Origin of the sequence: Parasphingorhabdus sp., assembly GCF_039977335.1 — a bacterium.
Taxonomy (GTDB): domain Bacteria; phylum Pseudomonadota; class Alphaproteobacteria; order Sphingomonadales; family Sphingomonadaceae; genus Parasphingorhabdus.
In genome coordinates this window covers 147613-167622 of sequence record NZ_JBDWDI010000003.1, presented here as the reverse complement: position 1 = coordinate 167622, position 20010 = coordinate 147613, and the positions used below count along the sequence as shown (strand labels likewise).

Annotated in this window: 18 protein-coding genes; 5 read left to right on the top strand and 13 right to left on the bottom strand. The window is 51.2% G+C overall.

Annotated features, from left to right (window positions below):
- Window positions 1-292: 292 nt before the first annotated feature.
- Window positions 293-1000 carry a response regulator transcription factor gene (locus ABJM21_RS06635; RefSeq protein ID WP_348302204.1) on the top strand — a complete coding sequence of 236 codons (708 nt, stop codon included), beginning with the start codon at window positions 293-295 and terminating at the stop codon, window positions 998-1000.
- Window positions 1001-1072: 72 nt separating this feature from the next.
- On the opposite strand, the gene ABJM21_RS06630 is transcribed toward ABJM21_RS06635, so the two are convergent.
- From ABJM21_RS06630 to ABJM21_RS06610, 5 genes are all read right to left on the bottom strand, one after another.
- Window positions 1073-1804 carry a metallophosphoesterase family protein gene (locus ABJM21_RS06630; RefSeq protein ID WP_348302205.1) on the bottom strand — a complete coding sequence of 244 codons (732 nt, stop codon included), beginning with the start codon at window positions 1802-1804 and terminating at the stop codon, window positions 1073-1075.
- A gap of 162 nt (window positions 1805-1966) precedes the next feature.
- Window positions 1967-3148 carry a saccharopine dehydrogenase NADP-binding domain-containing protein gene (locus tag ABJM21_RS06625; protein ID WP_348302207.1) on the bottom strand — a complete coding sequence of 394 codons (1182 nt, stop codon included), beginning with the start codon at window positions 3146-3148 and terminating at the stop codon, window positions 1967-1969.
- A 46-nt stretch (window positions 3149-3194) separates the two neighbouring features.
- Window positions 3195-3749: a dCTP deaminase gene (dcd, locus tag ABJM21_RS06620; protein WP_348302208.1), complete on the bottom strand. Its 555-nt coding sequence runs from the start codon at window positions 3747-3749 to the stop codon at window positions 3195-3197.
- A gap of 58 nt (window positions 3750-3807) precedes the next feature.
- A complete protein-coding gene (locus ABJM21_RS06615) occupies window positions 3808-4500 on the bottom strand; it encodes a GH25 family lysozyme (RefSeq protein ID WP_348302209.1) in 693 nt (230 codons plus the stop codon).
- A gap of 65 nt (window positions 4501-4565) precedes the next feature.
- Window positions 4566-5048 carry a UPF0262 family protein gene (locus tag ABJM21_RS06610; protein WP_348302210.1) on the bottom strand — a complete coding sequence of 161 codons (483 nt, stop codon included), beginning with the start codon at window positions 5046-5048 and terminating at the stop codon, window positions 4566-4568.
- Window positions 5049-5214: 166 nt separating this feature from the next.
- Here ABJM21_RS06610 and ABJM21_RS06605 point away from each other — a divergent pair, with 166 nt between their 5' ends.
- Window positions 5215-6714 carry a replicative DNA helicase gene (locus ABJM21_RS06605; protein ID WP_348302211.1) on the top strand — a complete coding sequence of 500 codons (1500 nt, stop codon included), beginning with the start codon at window positions 5215-5217 and terminating at the stop codon, window positions 6712-6714.
- A 15-nt stretch (window positions 6715-6729) separates the two neighbouring features.
- Here the strand turns inward: ABJM21_RS06605 and ABJM21_RS06600 are convergent, their stop codons facing one another.
- The 8 genes from ABJM21_RS06600 to ABJM21_RS06565 form a co-directional block, all read right to left on the bottom strand.
- Complete coding sequence (locus ABJM21_RS06600; RefSeq protein ID WP_348302212.1) at window positions 6730-9093, bottom strand: EAL domain-containing protein; 2364 nt, start codon at window positions 9091-9093, stop codon at window positions 6730-6732.
- 321 nt (window positions 9094-9414) lie between these two features.
- Window positions 9415-10203 (bottom strand): phosphoadenylyl-sulfate reductase, encoded by a 789-nt coding sequence (locus ABJM21_RS06595; protein ID WP_348302213.1) that lies wholly within the window; start codon window positions 10201-10203, stop codon window positions 9415-9417.
- On the bottom strand, window positions 10196-10621 hold the full coding sequence (locus tag ABJM21_RS06590; protein WP_348302214.1) for a DUF934 domain-containing protein: 426 nt from the start codon (window positions 10619-10621) through the stop codon (window positions 10196-10198). The genes ABJM21_RS06595 and ABJM21_RS06590 overlap by 8 nt, the downstream gene beginning before the upstream one ends.
- Entirely contained in the window at window positions 10614-12245 is a 1632-nt protein-coding gene (locus tag ABJM21_RS06585) for a nitrite/sulfite reductase (RefSeq protein WP_348302215.1), read from the bottom strand. The genes ABJM21_RS06590 and ABJM21_RS06585 overlap by 8 nt, the downstream gene beginning before the upstream one ends.
- A 2-nt stretch (window positions 12246-12247) precedes the next feature.
- Window positions 12248-12544, bottom strand: a complete 297-nt coding sequence (locus ABJM21_RS06580) for a DUF2849 domain-containing protein (protein ID WP_348302216.1) — start codon at window positions 12542-12544, stop codon at window positions 12248-12250.
- On the bottom strand, window positions 12541-13344 hold the full coding sequence (cobA, locus tag ABJM21_RS06575) for a uroporphyrinogen-III C-methyltransferase (RefSeq protein ID WP_348302217.1): 804 nt from the start codon (window positions 13342-13344) through the stop codon (window positions 12541-12543). Before cobA ends, ABJM21_RS06580 begins: the two co-directional genes overlap by 4 nt.
- 93 nt (window positions 13345-13437) lie before the next feature.
- Window positions 13438-14853 (bottom strand): succinylglutamate-semialdehyde dehydrogenase, encoded by a 1416-nt coding sequence (gene astD, locus ABJM21_RS06570; RefSeq protein WP_348302380.1) that lies wholly within the window; start codon window positions 14851-14853, stop codon window positions 13438-13440.
- A 140-nt stretch (window positions 14854-14993) separates the two neighbouring features.
- Complete coding sequence (locus ABJM21_RS06565) at window positions 14994-16394, bottom strand: protein adenylyltransferase SelO family protein (RefSeq protein WP_348302218.1); 1401 nt, start codon at window positions 16392-16394, stop codon at window positions 14994-14996.
- Window positions 16395-16456: 62 nt separating this feature from the next.
- Between ABJM21_RS06565 and ABJM21_RS06560 the strand changes: the two genes are divergently transcribed.
- The 3 genes from ABJM21_RS06560 to ABJM21_RS06550 all read left to right on the top strand — a co-directional run bounded on the left by ABJM21_RS06560 (window position 16457) and on the right by ABJM21_RS06550 (window position 19991).
- Window positions 16457-17320, top strand: coding sequence for an alpha/beta hydrolase (locus ABJM21_RS06560; RefSeq protein ID WP_348302220.1), 864 nt, complete (start codon window positions 16457-16459; stop codon window positions 17318-17320).
- 31 nt (window positions 17321-17351) lie between these two features.
- Entirely contained in the window at window positions 17352-18488 is a 1137-nt protein-coding gene (locus tag ABJM21_RS06555) for a glycosyltransferase family 4 protein (RefSeq protein ID WP_348302221.1), read from the top strand.
- A 99-nt stretch (window positions 18489-18587) separates the two neighbouring features.
- A complete protein-coding gene (locus ABJM21_RS06550; RefSeq protein WP_348302222.1) occupies window positions 18588-19991 on the top strand; it encodes a nitronate monooxygenase in 1404 nt (467 codons plus the stop codon).
- The last annotated feature ends 19 nt before the right edge of the window (window positions 19992-20010 follow it).

The window sequence follows — 20010 nt, the reverse complement described above, 5'->3', positions numbered from 1 at the left end:
GCTCACATAAGTGAAGTGATTTGCATCGAATTCCATCAAAAAAGCATCCGAAAAGCTATTTTCGCGTTGTTTTGATGGAAAAAAGTTAATTTTTTTTCGAAGGATCTCAGAGTCCTGAAACGACTCATTTCTGCGGCTTACAGAGTCATAGCCCCTACTGCGACTCGTGCTTAATCCTAGATTAATCTAAAATTAACCTTTTACGTTCATCTGTCTTATGGTTAATAAATGATCGAGGGGCTTCGGGAGTGTACCCGTTGCTGGTGCGTAAATTAAGAAAAGGGGCTGCCCAATGCGTGTGCTGCTGATTGAAGATGAGCCAACAACTGCAAAAGCAATTGAGCTGATGCTGACGACCGAAGGCTTTAATGTATACACAACCGATTTGGGCGAAGAAGGCCTCGATCTGGGTAAGCTTTATGATTACGATATCATATGTCTCGACCTTAACCTGCCAGATATGCATGGTTATGATGTTTTGAAAAAACTGCGTGTCGCCAAAGTGCAGACACCTGTTCTCATTCTTTCCGGTATCAGCGAAATGGACAGCAAAGTGCGCTCCTTTGGTTTCGGTGCCGACGATTATGTGACCAAGCCTTTCCATCGCGAAGAGCTGGTTGCCCGTATTCACGCTGTTGTGCGCCGCTCCAAAGGCCATTCACAATCGGTTATCCGTACCGGCAAGCTTGCCGTGAACCTTGATGCCAAGACGGTTGAAGTCGACGGCAACCGTGTTCACCTGACCGGTAAAGAATATGCGATGCTTGAGCTGCTCTCCCTGCGTAAGGGCACGACGCTCACCAAGGAAATGTTCCTCAACCATCTCTATGGCGGGATGGATGAACCGGAACTCAAAATTATCGACGTGTTTATTTGTAAGTTGCGTAAAAAGCTGGCTCTGGCCTGCGGTGGCGAAAATTACATCGAAACTGTTTGGGGCCGCGGCTATGTTCTTCGCGATATGGAAGAAGAAGCCGGACATGAGGCTCAAGTCGCTTAAGACATTTCTGATCACTACCCAAAAAACAATCGGCGGGGCCCATCGGGTTCCGCCGTTTTTTGTTGTGGCAGATTATTGGGGGAGCGCTGTGTCTAGATACCAGCGCTGGTCGCCTTCCAGCGCCAAAGCTGTGAGCTTCTCGGTATAATAAGCGCCGGTATCAATGCCGATCCGATTACCTTTTTCGACCACATCATCATTGATCGTGTGACCATAGACGATAACTTTCTCATGGGGTTCTTTGACAGACAGGAATTCCTCTCTAATCCACCGCAAGTCCTTTGGTTTCTGCTCGTCCAGAGATACGCCCGGACGAATACCAGCGTGTACAAAAGCATAATCGCCAACAATAATCTGGTTCTCAAAAGCTTTGATAAATTCGATATGATGGGCCGGGATCAGGTCTGGTAAGCGCTCGGCTAGGCCCGCATTATCGAGATCCATATAATCCCGCATGGTGATTTCATAGCTCAGGATAGTTTCTTTGCCGCCGATGCGGTTGAAAAAGCGAGTTGCTTTTTCATCTCCTGTTGCGGCTTTCAAATAGACTTCTTCATGGTTGCCCATCAGGAAACGGACATCGCCCAGCTCTTTTTTAAGCTGAATGGCTGTTTCTATCACGCCCGAGCTGTCCGGGCCGCGATCGACCAAGTCCCCGAGAAAGATGATTTCGCTACTGAAATCGCCGCGCTTGGCATCGTCATCTATGATCTTCTCGATCAACTGTTGCAGTAAATCGTTACGGCCATGGATATCACCAATGGCATAGACACGCCGCCCATCGGGAATACAGGCGGTGTCCAAAGGGCGGGTTTCCGTTTTTTTGCTAAATAGGCGCTTCAACATCGTGCCGACGAACTTTATTCCATTTCGTAAAAATTCAAGAGGCAGACGCTATTTCAGCGCCCGCCTCTTTGTCCATATAGTATTTATACCTGAATGGGTAATTTAGGAAATTCGCTTTTCCTAACTTTCTACAATGAAGCTGAGGCCAGCACTGGCTTCGAGCCGCTTGGTCAGTTTTTTGCCCATCAAAGCACCGGGCGTCCAGATACCGCCGCCATGTTTATTGCCATCCTGCGCGATACAAAGCGCCGCTTCAGCAATCATCTTGGAGGTTGAGCCATAGCCCGGGTCTTTATCGCCCTTTACGCAGAGGCTGGCGGTTTCACCATCGGCGGTTTCACCAAGGAATATGACGTCATAATAGCCGTTTTCACGCTCTTCTTTGGTCGGGCCCTCACCGGGCTTGGGTGCATCGTCGCCGCCCAGTGGATTGGCTTTTGCCAGCATTTCGGCAGCCTGTTTGCCCATTTCGCCGGGGCTGGTGACGACCATTTCATCATATCTGAAGTCTTCACTATAGGGAAAGTCGAGCAGGAAGTTGGTGCGGTGCACGTTCTTGGTGTTGATTGGTGCCATGATAAAAGGTGCAACCCAGCTATCCAGTGCCTTGTCCTTTTTGGGGATCATCATATTTGGCTGATCCGGTCCTTCAAAACCAGGTGTCAGGCCGAAGCTGCTAGCGAGAATTTTTACGAGACCTGGGTTTTTGGCGATGGCCTTCATCGTTTCTTTCAAGCTGGCCGCGGTTCCGCCGGAAAATGTACCTTCCATAGCGCGGACGCGTCCTTTGACGCGTGTGGCTGGCTTCCCAAAACGCTTATCCATTTCCTTCTGCAGTGCCAAAACGCCGAGGTCGAAGGGGATGGAGTCAAAACCACAGGAAAAACAAATCTGTGCGCCTGATTTTTCGGCTGCTTCCTGATGCTCGTCAATCTTTTCACGCATCCAGCCTGGTTCGCCGCAAAGATCGACATAGTGAGTGCCGTTTTTAACACAGGCTGCGACTAGGCCGTCACCATAGAGTTGATAGGGCCCAACGGTTGTTAGGATAACAGTCGCGCGACTAGCCATTGCGTCGATGGAGGCGGCGTCATCAGAATCGGCAACAACTAATGGTGTATCTTTCGGCGCATCAATAAGGTCGCGCACCTCTTCCAATTTTTCCTGGGACCGGCCGGCCATCGCCCATTTGGGAGCATCACCGCCGACACCATATTGTTTCGCCATATAGTCGGCGACCAGACGGCCTGTATAGCCGGTTGATCCGTAGATAATGACATCAAATTCGCGTGCATCGGCCATAAAGCCTCTCCTGATTTTCAGTTTTATTTCGAAACGATCTTATGAATTAGAGCTTTGGCAGAGTCACGCCTCTTTGCCCCATATATTTACCCGCACGCTCAGCATAGCTGGTTTCGCAAGGCTCATTGCCTTTCAGGAACAGAAACTGGCAGGCGCCTTCATTGGCATAGATTTTTGCGGGCAGGGGCGTGGTGTTGGAAAATTCCAGTGTCACATGGCCTTCCCAGCCCGGTTCAAGCGGTGTCACATTCACGATAATACCGCATCTTGCATAGGTTGATTTACCGAGACAGATGACCAGCACATCGCGCGGGATACGGAAATATTCGACCGTTCGGGCGAGGGCAAAGCTATTGGGTGGAATGATGCAGCAATCGGTTTTTCGGTCGACAAGACTGTCCGCATCAAAATTCTTGGGGTCTACAACAGCGCTGTTAACATTGGTAAAAATCTTGAACTCGTCGGCTACCCGCGCGTCATAACCATAAGAGGAAAGGCCATAGCTGATGCAGCCATCGCGCTTCTGGCCCTCCACGAAGGGTTCTATCATTCCGCTATGATTGGCTTCTTGGCGGATCCATCTGTCGGAAAGTATGCTCATGTCTCTCTGTATCTCCAGGGATTCGGCTGTTGGCGTTTGATGCTTCATGCCAGCAAGCTTAGGGTCGCACAACATTCCAGTTGACCGGACCATCGATGCCGCTAACTCGCCGCATATCCGATGCTCGCCACATCACCCATGGCTTGGTCGCATAATCGGGTGGGAAGAAATTGCCCTCTAGCCAGAATGTCCGACTAATGCCGCTGCTGATACTATATTCTTCCTCAAATTCCTTTGAGACGATGATGACGGCAGGCTTCCCGCTATGCCCTTCAATCTGGTTGAGGAAAGTATTGAGTTCACTCAGCACTAAGGCTCGCCCTGGACGGTCCTTGCAGCCATTTTCATAGGCCAGTCGGACAGCGGGCGGCAGGATATTTTCTTCTCGCGGAACGGTGGTTACGAACATCGTCGCCTGATCGCTGGCGAGGCGGCACAAGCTATATTCATGCACGGCACCATAGCGGATGCCTGCATCGCGTGCGCCTTTAATGTTGATAGCAAAGCTAGGATCGCGATTTTCCGCTCCATTGGTTGCCCGAATGTAAGCGAAATCAACACCGGTTGCGCCCGCGACATGCCATGTGATTGGACCATGGCTTGCATCCACCGAAATACCCTGAACCGGGTATTGATCGCGTGGAGGGGCCCAGCCAACGGCAATATTGCGCAAGACAAAGGCGATGACCAGCAAGACAATGATGATCAGACCGAACCGCAGTACGGTATTTTTCCTGTTCTGTGTGGACACCCTATTTCCCTGACGCGCTACTCAACTGGACGATTGGTTGTCTGCACCGATGCGCAGAGAATCGCCTAATTCTTGATATGCAATACACAGATCAAAGTGAAGAGGCGACGGGCGGTTTTAAAATCGACTTCTATTTTCCCATCCAGCCGTTCGGTGAGCAGTTCGGCGCCATGATCGTGCACGCCGCGCCGTGCCATGTCGATTGTCTCAATTTCCTGAGCAGTGGCTTTGCGAATAGCCTGATAATAGCTGTCGCAAATCGCGAAATAATCACGGATCGGGCGACGAAACCGGCCCAGTGCGAGGATCAGGGTTTCGAGTGGTTCGCTATCTTCACGTGCTATTGAAATAACGAGTCTGCCTTCCTGCACGCTAAGATGGAGTTTATAGGGGCCAACATAACCATCTTCATGCTCTCGCAAGGGCTTAAAGTGATTTTCTTCGATTAGGTCGAAGATCGCAATACGCCGTTCCTGCTCAATATCGGCATTGCGCCACAAGATGGTCGCTTCGTCGAGTTCGACATTTATGATACGCGGATCAGACATTCTGGCTCTGTTGCCGCAGCACTGTGACGAGAACAAGTTTTTTTGCAGTGCGGCACAAAACAAAGGCAGTTTATCCACAAGACTGTCCCCATCACTGTCCCCGCCTGATTTGAAAATTTACGTCAACGCTCTTGCCCTGAATCACTTCAAGGTTGATGGTGCGCGCATGGCTGAGTTAGTTCGTTTTGATGCAGTAGAAGAAGAATCGCAGCGCCTGCCGCGCAATGTCGAGGCTGAGGCTACCTTTTTGGGCGCGCTCCTGATCGATAACCGTGTGGCCGAGGACGTGCAGATTAAGCTGCGCCCTGAGCATTTCTACGAACCGCTCCATGGCCGCATCTATGAACAAGCCTTGAAACTGCTTGATCGCAACATGGTGGTCACACCGGTCACGCTGAAACCGTATTTTGAAGCGGATGAAGCGATGAAAGTGCTGGGCGGGCCATCCTATCTCGCCAAACTAACCGGCGATGGAGCCGGGTTGATTGGCGCGCGTGATTTTGCGGATCAGATTTATGATCTGGCGTTGTTGCGGGAGCTCGTCAACGTCGGGCGGACCTTGGTCGACAACGCGCTGGATACTAGCGAGACGGTTGATCCGAAAACCCAGATTGAGGAAGCGGAATCTTCTCTGTATCGGGTCTCTGAAGGCGAAGCGCAGGAAGGCGGGGTTAAATCTTTCCTTGCAGCCTCCACCGAAGCGCTGAACAATGTCGAACGTGCATTTAACAGCGGCGGCAAGGTGTCGGGGATCACTACTGGTCTGACCGACCTCAACGCCAAAATGGGCGGCCTGCACCGGTCGGACTTGCTGATATTGGCGGGACGTCCTGGCATGGGTAAGACCTCGCTCGCCACCAATATCGCGTTCAACGCCGCCAATCGCTATCGCCGCGATGTTGCGGATGGGATTGAGCCGGAAGATTCGCTCGGTGCTAAGACTGCCTTTTTCAGTCTGGAAATGTCCGCCGATCAGTTGGCGACCAGAATCCTGTCCGAGCAAGCGGAGATTAGCTCTGAAAAACTCCGCATGGGCGCGATTAGCCGCGATGAAATGCACCGACTGGCATTGGCTTCTCGAGAGTTGCAGGATTTGCCACTCTTTATTGATGATACACCGGGCTTGACCATTGCCGCCCTGCGCACCCGCGCTCGGCGTTTGCAGCGACGCAGCGGCATCAACCTTATCGTGGTCGATTATCTCCAGCTGCTGCAAGGCTCTGGCCGCGCTAATGACAACCGCGTCAATGAGATTTCAGAGATTAGCCGGGGCCTCAAAACCCTTGCGAAGGAGCTTAATTGTCCTGTGGTCGCGCTGTCCCAGCTTTCCCGGCAAGTGGAAAGCCGTGAAGACAAACGCCCGCAACTTTCAGATTTGCGTGAATCCGGCTCGATCGAGCAGGACGCCGATATTGTGATGTTCATCTTTCGCGATGAATATTATCACCTTGCCGTGAAGCCCGATGATCCGGACGAAAATTCGACCGAGGAACAGAAAGCCAAATATTTAGCTTGGGAAACCGACCATCAGAGTAAAGTCGGGAAAGCCACTGTGATTGTCGCTAAAAACCGGCAAGGTTCCACCGGCAATATCCAGCTAAGCTTCCTGAGCGAGTTTACCAAATTCGGTGATTTGGCTTATGGTGATGGGCCAGACGAATATTAGGCAGAAAAAGCGTCTTTAAGCGCTTTTGCGTTTTCTACTTGTTTCATCTTCTACAGTTTTTGGTTGCACAACCGGTATCTCCGTTATCGGGCGAACGGAGTCACTCGATCGCAAATCAGTACACGCGTTCAGGTCTTCCGCGCGCCCATAGAGGAAACCCTGAACCTGATCACATCCTTCGAGGCGTAATTCCTCCACCTGATCCTGCCGTTCAACGCCTTCTGCAGTGGTCGTCATGCCTAGGTTTTTAGCGAGTCCGATTACGGAGCGGATAATCGCTTTGCAATCCTCACGAGAGTCGATTTCGCTCACAAAGCAACGATCGATCTTGATTTTGTCGAAAGGAAAACTGCGGAGATAATTCAAAGAACTATAGCCGGTACCAAAATCGTCTAGCGATATCCTGATACCAAGATCACGTAATTGATGCAGCAGGCGAATATTGTCTTCGCTATCCTGCATCAATACGCTCTCGGTGATTTCGAGTTCCAGTCGATCAGGATCTAAACCGCTTCGGGCCAGAGCATTGACGATTGTTGAAACCAGGCTTGGGCTGCGCATCTGCGATGGTGAAAGATTAACCGCAACCGTCAGATTATCATCCCAAGTAGCCGCATCGTCTATCGCTTTGCGGATTATCCATTCACCCAATTGTATGATCATCCCGGTTTCTTCTGCCACCGAAATAAAATCATCCGGCATTACCGTACCACGTGAAGGATGTTTCCAACGCAGCAAAGCTTCATAGCCGGTTTTTTTTAGCGTATTGATATCTACCAACGGTTGATAATGCAGGTGCATCTCATGAAGGCCCAATGAAGCGCGCAAATCTAGCTCCAGTGCGCGGCGCTTCTCAGCGGCAATATCCATGCCTTCTTCGAAAAGGGTAACCCGATTGCGGCCCGCGCGCTTGGCGGAGTAAAGCGCGAGGTCGGCATATTTCAAGAGCTTGTCGGGATCATCAATTTCCGGCTTCCAATGAGCGACACCGATACTGACGCCGGTGACGATATTATGGTCATCTATGATGAATGGAATGCCGACTTCTTGTACGATCAAATCCGCAATTTCTTCGGCTCTCAAAGCTTGTTCGCCTGTCATCAACAAAGCGAATTCATCGCCACCCATGCGGGCCAGCAGATCTCCCGGTTGCGCCAGAGTTTCTAGTCTTCTGGATATTTTCTGGAGCAGTTTGTCACCTATGGGGTGTCCCAGCGTATCGTTGATGGCCTTAAAATGATCCAGGTCGAAAAAGGCTAGGGCAATTTTGTCGCCCGCTTTGGCTCTGTGGATTGTTCGATTGAGCGTATCATTAAAAAGCCGCCGGTTGGGCAGGTCAGTCAGGCCATCAAAATGGGCCATATAGCTGACTTTTTCTTCGGCCGCCTTTTGTGCGGTGATGTCAGCAATAACACCGCGCATCGCGATATTTCCACTGCGTTTCGTAGAATCGGTCGCACGCGCACTGATTGTCCACCAACGTTTTTCTCCCCTGACGTTAATGGCAACGGGTATATCTCGAAAGGAGCGGGTTTTGGTAATTTCATTGGTGAGATGCCAACGGTCTTCCTTATCGTCCAGAAGAGCTATTAACTGACTGCCTTCAAGCTCTTCCCTTGGCCGACCGGCAGCTTCGGTGAAGCGATCACAAACATCGATCAAAAATCCCTCTCTATCGATCGAAAATAGCCAATTTGCAGATTGTTCCTCAAAATCATTCAACAAAAGCTTTACAGTTTCGGCTGATTGGCGGCTTTCCTGGCGCGTCAGCAGTTGATTGACGAAGCCATTAAAAATATCCACACCGTTTTTGTAGAGGACCATGGCAAACATGGTCAGCAGAATGAGTGCAGCATAGCTGTCTATCCCACCCCTTGCGATCAGACCGACCGACAGGCAGGCATAGATGACAAGAGTCCAAGATTGCGATGCTTCGGAAAGATGGCGATAGGTAAGAGTGCCGGCGCTCAATTGACCTGCGCCGATCACAGCTAGTAACCCAAATTGAGTGCCATGCGCCAGTGTTAACAGGCAGGCAATGGCGATACCCCAAAGGAAAGCATAGATTGCTGCATTCAAAGTCAGTTGTTTTTTCAGACGCAACGCTTTGCCGCGGGAAATTGTCGCTTTTTGCGTCTGAGTACCTAGGCGTAACCGTTGGGCTGAGGCACCCGCCAAGAACAAAGCCCAACATATCAAAGTAACACTGTGGAGTTGTTCAAAAAACAAAGCCGCGATAACAAAGGCCGCTACGGCATTCGACAGAATCGCGGTTTTTATCGATTTACCATGCTCCGCAAGCTGCTCTCTGGTAACAAGATCACGGTCGGACTGTTCCAGATAGCGCAAGTTATTTTTTTGATCGACAAAGCCCCACATCGTTTCGCCCTTAGCGACAATATGTTTATAAATTGTTATTTTACATGACTTTACGATGCACGGATTATATTTTTATTACCATAATATTAGATAGGCCCGTCGTGAATATTTCACTCCACAGGACGCGGGATCCGCTTACCTTTGGTTCGGCTGGTAAGATGGAAGTTTTGGCAACGGTCGCAGCGATAAGGTCTAAGCGCGAAATTTGCACGCCGGGCAGCTAGAAATGCGTCTTGTTCTGATCCATAGCGCTTTTTCTTAGCACAAATACTTGCCCTTGTGCGCACTTAGAGCTCTCCGGCTGGGCAATTTTCATATGGTTTAGAAAATGGGATCGTTGGCACCATTTTCGTCTTCATCGGCAGATGGCAGTGGTGTGACATCTTCATGGATTCCGCACTCGGTTTTGTCCCAACCACGCCAGCGGCCTGCTCGAGGATCCTCACCGGGTTTGACTTTGGAAGTGCAGGGCGCACAGCCGACCGAGAGATAGCCTTGCTCTTCTAACGGATGGCGGGGCAGATCATGTTCTTCAAAATAGGCTTCGAGATCATCTTTGACCCAATCGCCAAGCGGATTGATTTTCAAACGGCCATCTTCGACTTCGAAGCGCGGCAGGTTTTTGCGGGTGACTGATTGAAAAGCTTTGCGACCGGAAATCCAGCTGTTCAGGCCAGATTTGGCACGCGCCAAAGGTTCTACTTTGCGGATTTCGCAGCAACCATCCGGGTCAAAGGACCAGCGCAGTTCATTCCCGTCCTTGGCCGCGAGAACGACCGGATCCGGCTTCACAACATTTGCATTCTGGATACCCAATGTCCTGATCAACGTTTCGCGATATTCTAGCGTTTCGGGAAACATTTTTAGCGTATCGACAAAGGTCACCGGAATGGAAGGATCAGCCTTCGCGACCAGATCCAGCAAAACAGCGCTTTCTGTGCCAAAGGAGGAAACCACGGCCACGGTGCCGAGATTACCTTCCTCGAACAGAGCTTTCAGCATGGCTGACGCGTGGACGCCTTCAAAGCGTGCATTGAGCGCATCGGCGTCCGCCTGTGTAAAATCAGGGCGAGCGTCGATCATGTCGATTTTGCGTGCTGGTTCACCCATGACGGCGCTTCCAAATAGGCGTGCGGCCATCTGTGGTGCTCTGATAAACCTCTTCATAGAGTTCCAGCGCCTTGTCCATGACCCTCGCATCTATCGGCGCATCGGGCGCAAACGCGTCAAAGCCGCAGCGGCGCATATAGGCGATTTGATCAACCAGTACGTCGCCGCTGGCGCGCAATTCGCCTGTATAGCCGGCCTCGCGCAAAATCTGTGCCGCAGAATAGCCACGACCATCACCAAAGGCCGGGAAATCGACCTCGATCAACGCCAGTCGGTCGAGCAGCGGGAGCAGCAGCCGAGCATCTTCGCCAGCTTCTATCCGCACGGCTGTGGCATTGGATTGATCCAGAAACGCATCGAGCGAAACGGCTGGTTCTTCGTGGAGTTCATCATCGCGAAAACGGATTGCCTCAACCATAAATAGCCTCCTTAAACGCTGCCATGCCGACACGGCGATAGGTGTCTATAAACCGTTCATCCTCCTGCCGTTCTTTCAGATACAAGTCGGTCACGGTTTCAATCGCGTCGATCACGCCGTCTTCGCTAAAGCCAGGGCCGGTGATTTTGGCGAGACTGGTATCCTCGGCAGCGGAACCGCCTAACAGCAACTGGTAATTTTCTGTACCTTTCCGGTCGACACCCAAGATACCGATATGCCCGGCATGATGGTGTCCACAGGCATTGATGCAGCCCGAAATTTTCAGCTTCAGCTCGCCCAATTCGCGTTGACGACCGAGATCAGCAAAACGTTCGCTGATCTTCTGCGCCAGTGGGATCGATCGCGCATTGGCAAGACTGCAATAATCGAGACCCGGGCAGGCGATGCTGTCGGTGATCAAGTCAAGATTGGCGGGAGCGAGGCCGGCTTCATCTAGTTTCTGCCAAAGGGCATAGAGATCACTCTTCTTTACATGCGGCAGGACAATATTCTGGCTATGTGTGACGCGCATTTCGTCAAAGCTATATTGCTCGGCGAGGTCGGCCATCAGATCAATCTGCGCCGATGATGCATCTCCGGGAATACCGCTTTTTGGCTTCAGACTGATGATCGCAATTGAATAACCAGCTTGCTTATGCACCACGGTGTTCTGATCAACCCAGAGGTTGAAATCCGGATCAGACAGATCAAGTTCATCGCTGGCATCGACTTCAAACGCCGGGTCGGCAAAATATTCCGAAATCCGCGCGAGTTCTTCCACTGGAGGATTCAGACCCAGCGTCTTCATATGAGCGAATTCTTCTTCGACCTGTTTTGTATATTCTTCCTTACCCAGTTCATGGACGAGGATCTTGATCCGCGCTTTATACTTGTTATCGCGCCGCCCGTAGCGGTTATAGACGCGCAGGCAAGCTTCGGCATAGCTGATCAGTTCATCCGCAGGCACAAAGTCCCGGATTTCAGGGGCAATCATCGGCGTCCGACCCATGCCGCCACCGACAAAGAATTTCGCACCAAGCTCACCGTCTTTATGAACGAGTTGGATGCCGATATCATGCAAGCGCATCGCCGCACGATCTTCGTCACTAGCAATGACCGCTATCTTGAACTTACGCGGCAGGTATGAAAATTCCGGGTGGAAACTTGACCATTGGCGTAGGATTTCTGCCCAAGGCCGCGGATCGGCAATTTCGTCGGCAGCCGCACCGGCATATTGGTCGGAAGAAATATTGCGAATGCAATTTCCGCTAGTCTGGATGGCGTGCATCTCCACCGACGCAAGGTCAGCAAGGATATCTGGCGCGTCTTCAAGCTTGATCCAGTTGTACTGAATATTCTGACGCGTGGTGAAATGACCGTAATCCCGGTCATATTTGCGTGCGATATGGCCCAGCATCCGCATCTGTTTGCTATTGAGCGTCCCATAGGGAATGGCGACGCGAAGCATGTAGGCGTGCAACTGCAGATAGAGGCCATTCATCAAGCGCAGCGGTTTAAACTGATCCTCAGTCAGTTCACCGGCAAGGCGGCGTTCTACTTGATCGCGAAATTCCGCAACCCGTGTATCGACCATCTGCTGGTCATATTTGTCATATTGATACATGTTTATATCACCCAGTTCCCAGCTTCTGGATCAGCTGGCTTTAGTGTTAAATCCGGTCTTACTGTTGGCCCCAGCGCGCGGACACGATCCTTGATATGGGCAGGGCGAGGGCCGTCGTCAGTCATTTCGGCCTCAATCGCGTAGGGGACATTGACCCGGCGCGCGGCTTCTTCTTCGTGCAAGATTGTTTCGAAGCTCTCGCCAACGTCCACGGCGTCTTCAACATGGCGGGACCAGTCGCTTCCGGTCCACCAGGTCACATCGCCTGTTTTCAGGTCATTTCCAGTTAGTATCTTCAAAATTCCACTCCTGCCATTTGGGCATATTCAAGAAACTTGTCTTCCGCATTGCCATAGCGCGCCACTTCACCGACGACTAAAAGAGCCGGGCTTTTGACATTTTCGCGGCGTACGAGATCACCCAGATCCGCAAGCAACGTTTGAAGCGCACGGAAATCATTGCGTGTGCCGTTTTCCAAAACCGCTACTGGTAAGTCAGGCGCTGCGCCGTCAGCAATTAATTTTTCGACAATCGCTTCAGCATTGGCAACACCCATATAGATAACTAGCGTGCGGCCTTTCCCGGCCAGTCCAGACCAGTTTTGATCCGATAAACCCTTGCATTGCCCTGCAACAAATGAAACGGCACTGGAAGCATCTCGGTGGGTGAGGGGCATTTTTGCCTGCGCCGCACAACCGAGAGCTGCACTAATACCGGGAACGATTTCGACTTGAACACCGGCTTTGATGCAGTCACCCGCTTCTTCACCGCCGCGTCCGAAAATGAATGGATCGCCGCCTTTAAGCCGGACCACTTTATGGCCTTTCTTTGCTTCAGCAATAAGCAGGGCATTTATAGCATCCTGCGCCATGCTGTGGCTGGACCGCTGTTTGGCAACCGAAATTCGTTTGGTCGTTTCCGGCGCCATGGCCAATATGTCCGCGCTGACCAATCCGTCATGTACGATAATATCGGCTTCAGACAAAAGACGAGCAGCACGTAGCGTCAATAGCTCTGGATCACCGGGGCCAGCGCCGACCAGATAAACAATGCCATGGCCAGATGGCGAACGTACGGCGGAGTGTTCAGAATTTTCCATAGGCTGGATATGCGCCGTTAAGACGCCGTGATCAAAGCAGAAGTTTTTTCAGCGGCCTAAGATATACTATTCGCTGCCATATTGTACTTTTGACTAATCTTCATCTTTCAAGCCAATGCCTATCGATGCACGGGTTTGCTCTGCTTCCATCGAAACGACCGGATAGGCGCAATAATCCGCCGCATAAAAGGCGCTTGGGCGATGATTGCCAGACAGCCCAATGCCGCCAAAAGGGGCCTCAGAAGAGGCGCCAACCGTCATCTTGTTCCAGTTGACAATACCGGCACGGCTATTGGACCAGAATTGATCATATTGTGTCGCGCTACCACCAATGAGCGCTGCAGACAGACCGTATCGGGTGTTGTTCGCCTCCGCGATGGCTTCTTCCAGATCGCCAACGCGAATGACTTGCAATATTGGCCCGAATAATTCGATATCAGGACGCTCTTCCATATCGGTGACGTCAATAATCCCGGGGGTCAGGAAGGGGCGTTCTCCAATTGGTCTAGCCATGTGCTTGATTGGGCGGCCACCATGAGTCATCAGTGCAAGGAAGCTCTCGGTAAGGCCGTCTGCAACGTCATTATCAATGACTGGGCCCATGAACGGCGCGGGTTTGCTGAACGGTTCATCGATAATCAAGCGATCCGCTATTCGCTTCACTTCCTTGACCACGCGATCATAAAGCTCGTCTTTCACGATCAACCGGCTTGCGGCAGAGCAGCGCTGTCCAGCTGAAAGAAATGCAGATTGTACCACCAATACGGCGGCGCTGTGTATATCGTCAGTGTCCCATACAATGATTGGATTATTGCCACCCATTTCCAGCGCGAGAATTTTATCTGGTCGCGTTGCAAATTGTCGATTGAGGGCGACACCGGTTTGAGCCGATCCGGTGAATAAAACGCCATCAATATCTTCGTTGGCGGTCAGTTTTTTGCCGACTTCGGGGCCGCCTTGCAGGATATTCAGCACTCCATCAGGCAGACCCGCTTTGGCAAATGTATCGGCTAAAAATTGTCCAACGGCGGGCGTTTTCTCGGACGGTTTGAAAACGACAACATTGCCCGCGATCAAGGCTGGTACGATATGACCGTTCGGCAGATGGGCCGGGAAATTATAGGGGCCAAGCACGGCCAGTACGCCATGTGGTTTGTGTCGCATTGCCGCCCGCATATTGGGTTGGCTAGGCAATTGCCGTTGTGCGGTGCGTTCCGCATAAGCTCTCACCGAAATGTCGACTTTGTTTATGACCGCTTCCGCTTCGGTTCTCGATTCCCATATTGGTTTGCCGGTTTCGCGGGCAATCAATTCGGCCAGCTCTTCTGACTGGCTTCTGATCCGATTGGCATAGCGTCGAACCGCTTCGATCCGTTTGGTAAGCGGCAGGGCTGCCCAAGTGGGCCACGCTTCGCGCGCTTTGGCTACGGCAACATCCGCATCGCCGGCTTTTCCAGTCCACAAGGTGGCGCCCGTTGCTGGTTCTATTGAGATAAGTTGTGTCAAAATCAATCCGTTACGAAACTGTTCTAATCTGGTCTGGTTGAGTCTTTTGTCCGTTGCACCCTAACTAGCTGATACAGCTTAAAAATCCAGTAACCATCGCGCTATTTCTCACATTGCAGGCCTATATGATGAGTTACGTTTTGTTACAAACCCCTAAGTGCCTGACCCATAATTCTTATTTGCTCAACCTTTCTGGTTAACGGCTGCCAATCATCATCCGTTGCGATAGCCTCCCAGATTGTCTCGACTTCTTCAATATGCAGAGAGCAGGGCAAGTCGGATTGCCAATAATCATTCTTTGACGGCCTATTGCGTATTCGTTTAGCCATCTCATTTGCAAAGACTTTGAATTCGTCGGACTTGTAATTTTGGTCATCGGGGAGGGCGTCTTGGCCCCAATCGAAAAAGAATTGATCAATCGTCACTGATTTCAAATTTAACGCCTGTTCGGCCGCGACGACGAGCGGTTTGTCGATATCGAAACCCTCGGACTTAACCCCCAATCGCCAGCAGAAATGCTCTGTAAAAGCTTCACCGTAGGACCTTGGGAAACCCTCCAGCGTGGCAACTAATGGATCGCTATCGCAAATCAGCCGCAAGGCGCTGGCCAATTGGGCGAGGTTCCAATGTAAAGCCTCTGGTTGCCGGGCAAAGCAATAAAGTCCTTCATGGTCAAAATAGGCGGCAGTGAAACCGGGCTCCCAATAGGGCGTGAAACGCCACGGCCCATAGTCGAAGCTTTCGCCCGTGATGTTGATGTTATCCGTGTTGAGGACGCCATGAACAAATCCTGCGGTCATATAGCTAGCGGCCAATTGCGCGGCTTTGGTGGCGACATTATGAAACAGCTCAATAGCTGGATTGTCCGTCTTAGCACCACCATAGAAATGGGTCAGGCAATAGTCGACCAACCTATGCATCAAATCTTCATTTCGTTCCGCCGCGATTCTTTGAAATGTACCGAAACGGATATGGCTGTGGCTGAGTCTGGTCATAACGGCGGATCGGGTCGGAGAGGGTTCATCACCGCGTTCCAGTTCTTCTCCTGTTTCAACCAGCGAAAAGGTTTTGGATGTTTCAACGCCCAAGGCTTCCAGCATTTCAGTAGCCAGAATTTCGCGAACGCCGCCTTTCAAAGTCAACTTTCCGTCACCCGAGCGGCTCCAAGGCGTTGTGCCGGAACCCTTGGTTGCCAAATCCATCAGGCGGTTCTCATGATCACGCATTTGGGCAAAGAGAAACCCGCGACCATCACCGATATCTGGATTATAGTTGCGAAATTGATGGCCGTGATAGCGCAGGGCAAGCGGCGGGTTTAAATTATCCGGCAAAGGGTTAAAGCGGCCAAAATGATTGAGCCACTCTTCCTCGTTCAAATCTGACAAGCCGATTGTCTGATCCCAGCGATCATTGCGAAAGCGCAGGATGTGCTCGGGAAATAGTGCGGCACTGACAGGATCGCCAATCTTTTCACCTAGGTCGGTTATTTTGATATCAGCACGATAAGAAGACTTGGCGGGTTCAGCTTGCGGTATATATGGCATTTATCGATAGTGGGGATTAATCGAGTACGCGGCAAGTCAGAACCGGGGGATGAATTGCAAATATGACCGACGAGAAAATCTATCAGGACCAGTATTGGGAATCCGATGACGGCCTGAAGCTTCACTATCGCGACTATCCATCAGCAGGTTCCAAAACGCCGATAATCTGTGTGCCGGGCCTGACACGGAACATCCGTGATTTCGAGCATCTTGGACAATGGATGAATGGTGACCGGCGTATCGTCATGATCAACCTTCGCGGGCGCGGCGATAGCGAGTATGCGAAGGACAGTGCTACCTATAGTCCGAAATCCTATGTCGCGGATATCGTGAAACTGATGGATGAAATTGCTTTGCCCAACGCAATTTTCTTCGGAACATCGCTCGGCGGTATTGTAACAATGCTTATGGGATCGATGCACCCAGATCGGGTTGCTGGTGCATTGTTGAATGACATTGGTCCCGAAATCGATCAGCGCGGGCTGGACCGGATAGGAGAGTCTGTCGGCCAAGGACGCAGCTTTGACACTTGGGCCCATGCCGCGCGCGACCTAGCGGAAACTAGCGGTCATATATATCCCGACTACAACTTAAAGGAATGGATTGGCTTTGCCAAAAAACTCTATCGGATGAACAGTTCCGGTCGGATCAAGCTCGATTATGATATGAAAATATCAGAGCCGTTTGAGAGCAAGGGCGGCGGCAACGAAGCGATATGGAAGATGCTTGAATCTTTGAAAGACCTACCCACACTTATCTTACGTGGAGAATTATCTGACTTGTTCAGCGACGCCACCGCAAGAAAAATGATGGAAATATTGGAGCAGGGCGAGTTCGTGACGATTGCGCGGGTTGGGCATGCACCTAGTTTGGAGGAACCGAGATCGCTTGACGCGATTGCCGCATTGCTCCAACGAGTCGATTGATTTTTCCACATTTGAAAACCCAATATAACTAATGAAATCTTCCAAAATCCTGCATTTGCACAGTACATTTAACCTTGGCGGCAAAGAGGCTCGCGCTGTTCGGTTGATGAACCACTTCGGCGCGCAAGCGGAGCATACGATATTGTCGGCCGAGCCGGACAGCCTGTCTGCTCGCGATGCGATTGACGCTAAGATCAAGGTTCACTTTCCTAAAGACGCACCGGCGCTAGCCGGGAAGCCATCGCTGAAGCGTTATCGTGAGCTGATCGCCTATTTCCGGAAATTCGATTTGATCCTGTCTTATAACTGGGGATCGATGGATGGTGTGATGGCGAGAACATTATTTTCTCGTGTCGAAGGACTGCCGCCACTTATCCACCATGAGGATGGCTTTAATGAAGATGAGCGCAAGAAGCTAAGTTGGAAACGCAACATGTTCCGGACCTTTGCTCTTGGGGGCAGTCAGGCCTTGGTGGTCCCGTCGGAAAGGCTGGAAAACATTGCGACATCGGTTTGGAAGCAACCGGCTGAAAAAATTCATCGTATCCCTAATGGCATTGATCTCAAGCGGTTTGAAAAGAAACCACAGCGGGGGGCTCTGCCTGGTTTCAAGAAGGGCAAGGACGATATCGTTGTAGGCACAGTTGCTGGATTGCGTGCGGTTAAAAACCTGCCGCGATTGGTGCGGGCTTGTGCAAAAGCGGGCGATAATGTGCGGCTTGTGATTGTGGGTGAGGGGCCTGATAAAGACAAAATATTACAGGAGGCTGAGCGCTGCGGAATGGCGGATCGGTTGCTGATGCCTGGTTTCCTGGCAGAACCCTCTCGTTATGTCGGTCTTTTTGATATTTTTGCACTGTCGTCCGACAGCGAACAATTCCCGATATCTCTTATCGAAGCTATGGCAGCGGGATGTCCGGTAGCGGCTACCGATGTCGGAGATATCAAATCTATGGTATGCCAGGCTAATCAGGGGTTTATAAAGCCCGTGGAAGACGAGGCTGCGTTCGCCGAAGCGCTGACGACATTGGTTCAGCACGAGCAGTTGCGTCAGGATATTGGCGCGCAAAACCGAATGAAGGCGCAGGCAGAATATAATGAAAGCAAGATGTTGGCACGCTATGCGTTGCTATATGGTCATGCGCTGGGAAGACCAAAATTTGCTTAGGATTATACGATTTAAAATAGTTTCATTATTTGCGGATTTTTTCGCACAATTTGCCATGTGCCGTCTATAAGGCGCGCTTGGGGTATATAGGAGAGTATAGTGTTTAAAGGGGTCAAGCCTATCCAATATGGCGGTCGTGAAGTCTGGCCGTTGATTGAGGGTGGCAAAGGGGTTGCTGCAACCAATCATGCCAGTTCCGGCGCATGGGCTGCTGCGGGCGGTATTGGCACCGTTTCTGCGGTCAATGCGGATAGCTATGATGCCGACGGCAATGTCATTCCGCAGATTTATCACGGTAAGACCCGCGGCGCTCGCCATGAAGAGCTGGTCAAATATGCCATAGATGGCGCGGTGGCACAGGTGACCAGGGCGTTTGAAATGTCCAATGGCAAGGGTGCGATTAACATCAATGTGCTTTGGGAAATGGGCGGCGCGCAGCAAGTTTTGCACGGCGTTTTGGAACAGACCAAAGGCATGGTGGCTGGCGTAACTTGTGGCGCAGGTATGCCTTATAAACTCTCAGAAATTGCGCAACAATATGGCGTGAGTTACCTACCAATCATCAGTTCAGCACGTGCTTTTCGCGCATTGTGGAAGCGGGCCTATCATAAGGTCTCCGACCTGATGGCGGCTGTGGTCTATGAAGATCCGTGGCTGGCAGGCGGACATAATGGTCTCAGCAACGCAGAAGATCCTCGCAAACCAGAAGATCCCTATCCACGCGTCAAAGCCTTGCGCGAAACAATGCGCGGCGAAGGCATTGCCGATAGTGTGCCGATTATCATGGCTGGCGGTGTCTGGGCGTTGAAGGACTGGAATAATTGGATCGACAATGACGAACTGGGGCAGATCGCCTTTCAGTTCGGCACCCGTCCGCTTCTTACCAAAGAAAGCCCGATCCCGGATAGCTGGAAAAACGAGCTGATCAAGATCAAGGAAGGCGATGTGCTGCTGCACAAATTCTCACCTACCGGATTTTATTCCTCTGCGGTGCGTAACGAGTTTCTCCGTAGTCTGGAAGCGCGGTCGGAACGTCAGATTCCTTATTCAACCGAAAAAGCGGGCGAGCATACGCATCAGCTGGATGTCGGTGTGAAGGGCAAGAATTTCTGGGTGACGCGCAATGATCTGTTGCGGGCGCGGGAATGGGATGGTCTTGGTTTTACCATGGCGCTGAAGACACCCGATAACACGATTGTATTTGCTACGCCCGAAGAAGCCAAGATGATCCGTAAGGATCAGGCGGATTGCATGGGCTGTCTGTCTCATTGCGGTTTCTCCGCCTGGAAAGACCATGATAATTTCAGCACGGGCCGGCTCGCCGATCCACGCAGCTTTTGTATTCAGAAGTCTTTACAGGAAATTGTTCACGGATCGCCGGTTGAAGAGCATTTAATGTTTGCGGGTCATGGCGCCTATAATTTTGGCAAAGACCCGTTTTATTCCAATGGCTTTGTACCCACCGTCAAGCAATTGGTCGACCGCATCCTGACCGGGGAATAGACATGGTTTAGTGCCGTTA